Genomic DNA, 8,268 nt, shown 5'->3' on the forward strand with positions numbered 1-8,268 from the left:
AACTGCTCCGCCTGCGGGGAGTGCGCTAAAAAGTGTCCTATGAAGAGGGTGCCGAATGAGCATGAAGCTGGCTTAGCATATAGAACAGCGATCTACCTTCCCTTCCCTCAAGCCATACCTCAAGCCTACGTTATAGACCCAGAGCACTGTCTATTCTTCCAGAAGGGTACTTGCAAGGTCTGCGCTAAGGCTTGTAGTAGAGGTGCGATAAACTTTGACGAGAAGGAGCGGCTTGAAATCATAAAGGTTGGGGCGATAATCTTGGCAACTGGTATAGATGTTATGGACCCATCGCCTCTTAAGGAGTACAGCTACGGTCTCCACCCAGACATAGTGACAAACCTGCAGTTTGAGAGGCTCCTCTTGGGTGGGATGCTTAGGCCTTCGGACAAAAAGGTGCCGAAGAAGGTAGCGTTCATACTTTGCGTAGGCAGCAGAAGCCCGGAGCGAGCCCAACCATACTGCAGTAAAGTCTGCTGTATGATAGCGCTAAAGCAAGCCTTCCTCCTTAAGGAGTTTCACACTGAATCTGAGCCCTGGATCTTCTACACGGACATGAGGGCTGCTGGCAAATGGTATGAAGAGTTCTACGCTAGATGTAGGGAGCACGGTATCAAGTTCGTAAGAGGTAGGGTTGCGGAGGTGAAGCCGAACGATAGCGTGATCATGCTTAGGGCTGAAGACACGCTTCTGGGTGCGCAGATCGAGGAGAACTTTGATCTCGTGGTTCTGAGCACAGCACTTCTGCCGAGCGCTGGTACGAAGGAAGTTGGTCAGCTCGTAGGTATGGACACCGGTCCGGACGGTTTTCTACTTGAGAAGCACTATAAGCTCGAGCCGGTGGACAGTGCTTGGACGGGTGTTTACGCTGCGGGGTGCGCCTTGGGTCCCAAAGATGTGAGAGAGAGCGTGGTTGAAGCTATGAGCGCAGCGTCTAGAGCATCAACCTTCTTAGGAGGTGGGAAGATCGAGGTTAGCCCAGAGAAGGCGTTTGTGATAAAAGATTTGTGTGACGGGTGCGGCGTTTGCGTGCAAGTCTGCCCTAAGAACGCTATAGCGATAAGCGATGGTAAGGCTATTGTAAACCCGGTTAGCTGCGTAGGATGCGGTATCTGTCTACCAGCTTGCTCGAAGCAGGCTTTGGATCTTAAGCATAACACGGAGAAGCAGCTTATAGCAACGATCTACGGTGTTTGCCAGGGTAACGTGAAGCCCCTCATAATAGCCTTCACGGAGAAGGTTGTAGGGTATAGGGCTGCTGACATGTATGGGCTTGATAGAAGAAAGTATCAGCCAAATATCGTGATCATCGAGGTTCCGACCACCAGGCGTGTTGGGTTGAAGCATGTGCTGCAGGCTTTCGCAGCCGGTGCAGATGGGGTGGTATTCGTGGAGGCTGAGGATAACTGGTACGGGCTGAGTAAAGAAGAGGGCTTAAAGCAGTTCAGAAACCACGTCAGCCAGATACAGAGGGAGCTTCGAAAGTATGGTATAGACGCAGCAAGAACCATGGCTGTAGCGGTAACACTACCACAATACTATAAGCTTGAGATATTCGATACAGTGGTGAATAGAGTGAAGGGCGCTAGGCCGATCACAGATGAGGTTAGGGCGAAGATCAAGGAGGTGGTATCTTCTTGAGCCCTGTTATACATAAGATAACACCGGAGATGATGGATCCAACCTTCGAATCTACTCTAAGGAAGAGGTTGGGTGAAAAAGGTGAGAAGATCCCGCTCTGCTTCCAGTGTGGTGTATGTAGCGGCTCCTGTCCAGTAGCGTTTGCGATGGACTATACGCCGAGACAGATTATGGAGCTGATCAAGCTCGGAGTTAAAGATGTGGTGCTGAACAGCTCAACGATCTGGCTCTGCGCAGCCTGCTACAGCTGTTCCGTCCGCTGCCCTCAGGGTGTTGATTTGAAGCAGGTTATGGATACCTTGAAGGAGATGGCTTTGGAGGACCCGAAGTATAGTAGGGCTGAAAAAGCGTTCTACGAGAAGTTTATTGACGTTGTTCGGGAGAACGGTAGGATGGATGAGGTTGGGCTCTACGTTAAGCTGATGCCTAAATCAGCTGTTATGAGGAACCTTGGCTTCGGTCTTAAACTGTATCAGAAGGGGAAGATCAAGCTCAGCCCAGCCAAATCCAGCACCGATCAAGTAGCTAAGATATTTGAGAAGGTCCTAGCTAAGGAGGTGCAGAAGCAATGAAGTACGCATACTACCCAGGCTGCTCAGCCCACACTTCCGGCAAAGAGTATGATAAATCCTTTAGGCTCATAGCAAAGGCTTTAGACATAGAGTTGGTTGATGTGCCCGATTGGACTTGCTGCGGCTCACATGTAACCTACGTCTTTAACCCAACCTTAGCAGCCTCGCTCTCAACAAGGAACCTGGCCCTGGTTGAGAAGATGGGTGAAGGCATCGAGGTGGTCACAATCTGCAGCGGATGCTACCAGACTCTAAAACGATCAAACGAACTACTAAAACACGACGCTAATATTCAAGCTAAGGTTAAAGAAGCGCTTGAAGCAGTAAACTTAAGCTACAACGCCAACGTCAAGATACACCACGCGCTTGAGACCCTAACCACACAGGAAGCCCTTGACACTATTTCTAAGAGGATCACTAAACCTCTAAAAGGCTTAAAAGTTGCACCATACTACGGCTGCGCCGTAGTCAGACCAAAGTTCGAAGACAGCTTCGATGACCCCGAGAATCCTCAGTCCCTTGATCGGCTACTGAATGTTCTAGGCGCCGAGCCTGTGCCCTACATCGATAAGGTTAGGTGTTGCGGTGGGGTGTTGATTATGAAGCAGGAGCGTGTTTGTTTAGAGATGATTCGTAGGCTGCTGGTGAACGCAAAGCAGGCTGGCGCGGAGTGTATGGTCACACCTTGCGCCCTCTGCCACCTTAACCTCGACATCATGCAGCCTAAAGTCGAGCAAGCGTTTAAGCAAAGGTTCAATATGCCAGTCTTCTTCTTCACCCAACTAATAGGCTTAGCCTTAGGTCTAAAGCCTACTGAGCTCGGGCTCGATAAGCATATGGTCCCTCCAATAAGCCTTCTACGGAGCAAGGCTGTGGAGGTGTGACGGTAAATGTTAAATGCTAAATCCATAAGTAAGGGGGTGAAGGGGTATGGTTAAAGTAGATGAGTACGAGGTTAAAGAAGGTCTCTACTATTCTACAGACTACTTCTGGGTTAAAGTGGAGGGGAAGAGGGCTAGATGCGGGTTAACCGACTACGCTCAGAAGATGCTGAAATCCATAGTCTATATCGATGCCCCTAAACCTGGAACAGATGTGACCCAAGGAGAGGTCTGCGGCTCAGTCGAATCTGTAAAAACAGTTACAGATCTCATAAGCCCCCTGAATGGCAGGGTTGTCGAGTATAACACCTCCCTTGATAATAACCCTGGTCTCATAAACTCCGATCCATACGGTAAAGGGTGGATATTTGTAGTTGAGTCGCCTGATCTGCGAGGAGATTTATCAAAGCTGATGGACTTTAACAAGGCGGTTGAGTGGCATAAGGAGCTCCTTAAACGGTAGGTTAAGTGCTGCTAATGAGCAGAGGCGATGCCCTTTTATCTATATGTTGTTTGTATCTTTGTAACCATCTTTTTGAGCATCCTACTGGCGTTATGTGATGTGCGTAACAGATCTGCTCAGTCTAGTTATGCAAAAACTTTAAAAGTAGTTTGTTCGTTTATTGGTTAACCAAAGATTGGTGATGAGCGCCCTGAACCCTAAGAGCAACTATCAACTACCCCTAACGATCTACTACCATAGATTCTTCTAGTGGATTAGGGAAGCTGGTGTTGTGGTTTGGTTTATCTACCATCTTTAGGTAAGAAGTATGAGGAATACGCCTATGTGCTTGACTTCATACGGAGAGGAAGATCTGTGGTGATAAAGGGGAGAGAGGGCCCCCTTGTGCAGGCTCTAGGTGAAGAGAGGCTTACACTCCTAGAGATACTTGCTGTTGAAGGCGCTTCTTTTGAAGTGGGTGAACGCATCTACATAGGGAAAGAGGGTAGGACGAAGGTGCTGAGCGTATTAGGGCGCTTAAACTACGAAGATCTGACCGCCGATGCTAAAGCAGAGCTGCCCAGAGTAGTTGAGCAACTCGTTCTGAGTAACGAAAAAAGGTTTGTTGCGTATTTTAACGAGCTTCAACCAGTCACTCCACGGCTCCACGCGCTGGAGCTCATCCCCGGAATAGGTAAGACCTTCATGTTCCAGATACTTGAGCAGAGAAGTAAGAAGCCTTTTGTCTCATTCGAGGATATTCAGAAGAGGGTTGGGCTTAGGGAGCCAGCGAAGCTTGTTGCTAAGAGGATTGTTGAGGAGCTCACTGGGAACTGTAGGATCAATATCTTTGTGAGGAAATGAGTCGGCGAAGATCTCTTGGGCAGCATACTCTTATCGACCCTACCGTCGTTAGTGCTATTGTGGAGGCTGCTGAGTTAAAGGGTGATGAGGTCGTATATGAAATAGGCACTGGCAGTGGTGTGCTGACCGAGAAGCTCTGTAAAGCGGCTGGCAGAGTAATATCCTCTGAGATCGATGAGAAGTTCTATAATGCTGCGTTAAGTAAGCTGAATTACCCTAACCTAACTCTCGTTAAAGGAGACGGGTTTGGTATCGATGTCGAGTTTGACGTCTTTGTCTCCAGCCTACCCTACCACTGCTCCTCAAGATTTGTAAGATGGCTATTAGGCAAAAGGTTCAAGAGGGCTGTTGTGCTACTTCAGAAGGACTTCGTTGATAAGCTCTTGGCTAAAGTTGGTAGCGAATGCTATAGGGCTGTTTCGGTCTTAGCCCAATATGCCTTCACAATCTCACCTATATTGAATGTACCTCCCGATGCCTTTACACCTAAACCAAAGGTTCACTCTAGCGTCGTGGTGATGGTCCCAAGGCCCAGCATCAATCTTAGTGAAGAGGTCGTGAAGGCTGTCTACAAACTCTTTGCATTGAGAAGGAAGAAGGTTTCAACAGCCTTAAAGATCTTGACCGATTGTGCAGAGCTAGGGTACTTGACGCAAGACCTTTTAGATAGGCGTGTAGCATTCCTAGCACCATCAGAAGCCATTAGTTTGGCTGAGCTGCTAGTTAAGAGATATGTCTGAACCTTATAAGCCTAGAGAGGACAGCTTACTGCTTAGAAGAATCGTAGAAGGTTTCTCAGCCGAAGCTGCCTTAGAGATCGGTTGTGGTGTTGGTTTTGTGCTAGAAGCGCTTGCTCAAAGATGCCGATGGGTCGTCGGCGTTGACGTTGACAAGAACGCCTTGCTCGTAGCGAGGACTAGATTAAGGGGTGAGGGTCTTGCAAACTTCGAGCTCGTCCGCTGCTCTTCAGCAGAGGCATTCAAAGCTGGCTCATTTGATCTGGTCGTTTTCAACCCACCCTACCTCCCCTCCGAAAGAATTGAAGACTTGGCGGTAGATGGTGGAGAAGGAGGTGCCGAGGTAACATTAAGTTGGCTAAAGGAGTGTGCTAGGGTGGTTAAGCCGTCTGGCAAAGTTGTTTTGATCACCTCAAGCTTAGCCTCTCAGGATCGGTTGATTAAAGGCGCTAGGCGTCTGGGTTTCAAGATTAAGCTTATTGCTACACAACCACTCTTTTTCGAAGAATTATATGCATATGAGCTCCGCTTAGGCTAAGATGTATGCAGCTCGACAACATCCCCATCCATAAGCCTAAAGTTTCTACCAACTTTGACGCCTTCTGGTAAACCTCTACGCCACAGTCGTGCAAAGCTGAAGAATTTTAGAAAGTCCTTATGTATCTTGGCGGCCAAATCTATCACGGTAGCGCCCCCATCGAGTAATATGGGTTTGTCTACTGGTTGCGAATTAGGCGCTTTGGTGTAAACCCTAATCTTTCCTAATTTGGACAATATCTGCTCCACGAGTTCGTCTTGATCAAGATGTTCGACGCATATGATGTTGCTGAACCCCATCCCCCTAACTGTATCCATAGCTGCTGTAGTGAGTGGTATGAACTGCAGATTTTTAGCCTCCCTACCGAAGATTACTGCTTCAAGATCATCTAGCGTGGCGTTTCTACTAACCTCTACTATGGCGTTTCTTATCATATACGATTTCAGAAAGTCAACAGCTTCTCTCTCGCTTAGGTAGTTTGAGCTCCCCACAACCCTTATCCCGCCTGAAGGTGTCTGTTTGATCTCTACGTCCAGCTTCGGCTTCTTAACTTCGATATTGTGCTCTTCAAACCACTCAACCAGCTCTCTAATGTATTCCACGCCCTCATCTTTCAGCGGCGTAAGGATCACGTCGCTGTTCCTCGCCACACTGAGAAACCGCTCTTGCTTCTCATCACCCAACCTTCTATCAAAAGGCGTAAGCACGAGCTGCAAAGTCAGCCCAGCACCTCTTAAGGCGCCAACGAGAGGTGAGGCTAAAGCCTCGTGTAGCTTAGCATTCTGCTTCGATATAGTGTTAAAGAAGTCTAGTGAAGTCTCTACGCTGCCCATCACCGCTGCTTGTAGCGCCCCTTCTTTTTTGATGACCCACTCGCTTCTTGTTGTGGTTCTTCGGCGAAGCCTAGCCCTCTCAAGCTCCTCCTCTAAGGCGGCTATCTGCCTCTTTATCGACATCTCGAGCTTCTCTGTACCCTTATGCTTAGGGAAACTTGAGTAGAACTCTTTAAGTAGCTTAAGTTTCTGGGCTGGATCCTTGGCTGCAATTGCTTCAGCCCACTTTGCCTTAGCCCGTTCTGGTAGGTTGGTAGGCATCTCCGCCCTACGTCCTTAAAGTAGATGGAGGGGCTAGATAAAGTCGTTTTTCGAGTGATAACCCTTTCCAGATACTATTTTAAGCGAAATCTTCATAACACATGAAATCAAGTAGCTCTGCGACTAAATGTGGTTGAACCGCTCCTACCCCTAATATTACTGCTTATAGGTCTGCTAGTAGGCTTTTTCTCCTCTCTACTGGGGCTAGGAGGAGGTGTGATTTTAGTCCCTATACTCATATTAGGTTTTGGTCTAACCACACAACGCTGTGAGCACAAGCTTAGTAGCTGTTTTAGCAACCGCTGCCTCAGCGACCTTGGAATATGCTAGGCAGAAGCGTATTGTATTCAGACTAGGTTTACTTACTATTGCCGCGACAATTCCAGGTGCGTTTTTAGGTGCTGATATCAGCCAGTATGTGTCATCACGGATGCTCGCAGCAATTTTTAGCGCGATCGTCCTCTGCCTCGGTTTTATTATGCTCTTTGGCCAAGAACCGAAAGGTGGAAGTGATCATCCCAACACCAAAAGGTTAGCCTCTGGGCACCTGTTAAGCCAACTTGCCTCTTTTTCACTTTTCTTCTGTGTAGGGTTAGTTGCCGGATTACTTGGTATTGGTGGTGGAATACTTGTTGTGCCTATTTACAATGTTCTTTTAGGTGTTGGAATATATTATGCTGTAGCAACATCTACCTTCACGATAATCTTCACATCATTAGCGGGGTTACTAAGGCACTACACGTTAGGTTATCTGCTTCTTGAATACACCCTCCCTATCACAATAGGCGTACTCATTGGAGCGCAGCTTGGACCGAGGCTTAACAAGATGCTGAATACCCAACTACTTCGAAGAATCTCCGCTTTAGCAATTATAGGCTTGAGCATCTACCTATTGGTCACAAAATTCCTCTTAGCTTAGTCGTTAAGCTTAGATAAGTTGAGTAGATTAAGGTTAGTGTGGTATGAAGCTGAGTAATCTCTCGCTTGCCATAGTAGAGCCCACTTACCCTGTTAACGTTGGGCATCTGGCTAGGCTTGTCAAGAACTTTGGGCTTTCCTCTCTTATCCTCATCAACCCCTCTTTTGATATGGAGGAAGCACTACCTTATGCTTCACACGGCGCTGACATTTTAAGATCCTCTAAAGCGATGTCGTTTAAGGAGGTTTTAGAGCGTTTTGACCTCGTTGTGGGTACAACTGCAATACCAGGAGGCTCAAGAAATATTACACGAGACGTTGTTGCACCAGAGGCTGCTGCGAAACGTATCTTGAGTAGCAGAGGGTCTGTATGCATATTATTTGGTAGGGAAACCACTGGTTTAACAAACGAGGAGCTTGAGCTCTGCGATATGGTCATTTCGATACCTACAGGCACAGCCTACAGAACCCTTAATGTATCCCACGCTGCAGCCATAATTCTCTATACACTCATAGCCACACCCAGCTTAAGGACTAAGAGAAGCGAGGTGCCAAGAACCATAAGAGCCCTATTGCTTAAC

11 protein-coding genes are annotated in these 8,268 nt (G+C 47.7%); 10 read left to right on the forward strand and 1 reads right to left on the reverse strand.

What is annotated here, in order from left to right; genetic code table 11:
- Positions 1 to 39: 39 nt before the first annotated feature.
- From HA494_00155 to HA494_00185, 7 genes are all read left to right on the forward strand, one after another.
- The gene (locus HA494_00155) at positions 40 to 1,641 is read left to right on the forward strand and encodes a hydrogenase iron-sulfur subunit (protein NHV96195.1); all 1,602 of its coding nucleotides are present in this window, start codon (positions 40 to 42) and stop codon (positions 1,639 to 1,641) included.
- Entirely contained in the window at positions 1,638 to 2,213 is a 576-nt protein-coding gene (locus HA494_00160) for a heterodisulfide reductase subunit C (protein ID NHV96196.1), read from the forward strand. Before HA494_00155 ends, HA494_00160 begins: the two co-directional genes overlap by 4 nt.
- Positions 2,210 to 3,097, forward strand: coding sequence for a heterodisulfide reductase subunit B (locus HA494_00165; GenBank protein ID NHV96197.1), 888 nt, complete (start codon positions 2,210 to 2,212; stop codon positions 3,095 to 3,097). Before HA494_00160 ends, HA494_00165 begins: the two co-directional genes overlap by 4 nt.
- Positions 3,098 to 3,143: 46 nt before the next feature.
- Positions 3,144 to 3,557 (forward strand): glycine cleavage system protein GcvH, encoded by a 414-nt coding sequence (gcvH, locus tag HA494_00170; GenBank protein NHV96198.1) that lies wholly within the window; start codon positions 3,144 to 3,146, stop codon positions 3,555 to 3,557.
- Positions 3,558 to 3,833: 276 nt separating this feature from the next.
- The gene (locus HA494_00175) at positions 3,834 to 4,400 is read left to right on the forward strand and encodes a DUF655 domain-containing protein (protein NHV96199.1); all 567 of its coding nucleotides are present in this window, start codon (positions 3,834 to 3,836) and stop codon (positions 4,398 to 4,400) included.
- Positions 4,397 to 5,140, forward strand: coding sequence for a ribosomal RNA small subunit methyltransferase A (gene rsmA, locus HA494_00180; protein NHV96200.1), 744 nt, complete (start codon positions 4,397 to 4,399; stop codon positions 5,138 to 5,140). Before HA494_00175 ends, rsmA begins: the two co-directional genes overlap by 4 nt.
- Positions 5,133 to 5,675 carry a methyltransferase domain-containing protein gene (locus HA494_00185; GenBank protein NHV96201.1) on the forward strand — a complete coding sequence of 181 codons (543 nt, stop codon included), beginning with the start codon at positions 5,133 to 5,135 and terminating at the stop codon, positions 5,673 to 5,675. The genes rsmA and HA494_00185 overlap by 8 nt, the downstream gene beginning before the upstream one ends.
- On the opposite strand, the gene HA494_00190 is transcribed toward HA494_00185, so the two are convergent.
- Complete coding sequence (locus HA494_00190; protein NHV96202.1) at positions 5,672 to 6,769, reverse strand: TGS domain-containing protein; 1,098 nt, start codon at positions 6,767 to 6,769, stop codon at positions 5,672 to 5,674. The genes HA494_00185 and HA494_00190 overlap by 4 nt on opposite strands.
- Before the next feature lie 129 nt (positions 6,770 to 6,898).
- Here HA494_00190 and HA494_00195 point away from each other — a divergent pair, with 129 nt between their 5' ends.
- The 3 genes from HA494_00195 to HA494_00205 form a co-directional block, all read left to right on the forward strand.
- The gene (locus HA494_00195) at positions 6,899 to 7,099 is read left to right on the forward strand and encodes a TSUP family transporter (GenBank protein NHV96203.1); all 201 of its coding nucleotides are present in this window, start codon (positions 6,899 to 6,901) and stop codon (positions 7,097 to 7,099) included.
- The gene (locus tag HA494_00200) at positions 7,038 to 7,688 is read left to right on the forward strand and encodes a sulfite exporter TauE/SafE family protein (GenBank protein NHV96204.1); all 651 of its coding nucleotides are present in this window, start codon (positions 7,038 to 7,040) and stop codon (positions 7,686 to 7,688) included. Before HA494_00195 ends, HA494_00200 begins: the two co-directional genes overlap by 62 nt.
- Before the next feature lie 43 nt (positions 7,689 to 7,731).
- Positions 7,732 to 8,268: RNA methyltransferase (locus HA494_00205; GenBank protein ID NHV96205.1), on the forward strand; the 537-nt coding region annotated here is incomplete at its 3' end.

Source organism: Nitrososphaerota archaeon, from assembly GCA_011605775.1.
Taxonomy (GTDB): domain Archaea; phylum Thermoproteota; class Nitrososphaeria; order Nitrososphaerales; family JAAOZN01; genus JAAOZN01.

Bases quoted from the DNA above. Each gene is read 5' to 3' on its own strand.
- HA494_00155 (NHV96195.1), top strand. From the start codon at position 40: ATGAAGAGGGTGCCGAATGAGCATGAAGCTGGCTTAGCATATAGAACA.
- HA494_00185 (NHV96201.1), top strand. From the start codon at position 5,133: ATGTCTGAACCTTATAAGCCTAGAGAGGACAGCTTACTGCTTAGAAGA.
- HA494_00165 (NHV96197.1), top strand. From the start codon at position 2,210: ATGAAGTACGCATACTACCCAGGCTGCTCAGCCCACACTTCCGGCAAA.
- gcvH (NHV96198.1), top strand. From the start codon at position 3,144: ATGGTTAAAGTAGATGAGTACGAGGTTAAAGAAGGTCTCTACTATTCT.
- rsmA (NHV96200.1), top strand. From the start codon at position 4,397: ATGAGTCGGCGAAGATCTCTTGGGCAGCATACTCTTATCGACCCTACC.
- HA494_00190 (NHV96202.1), bottom strand. From the start codon at position 6,769: ATGCCTACCAACCTACCAGAACGGGCTAAGGCAAAGTGGGCTGAAGCA.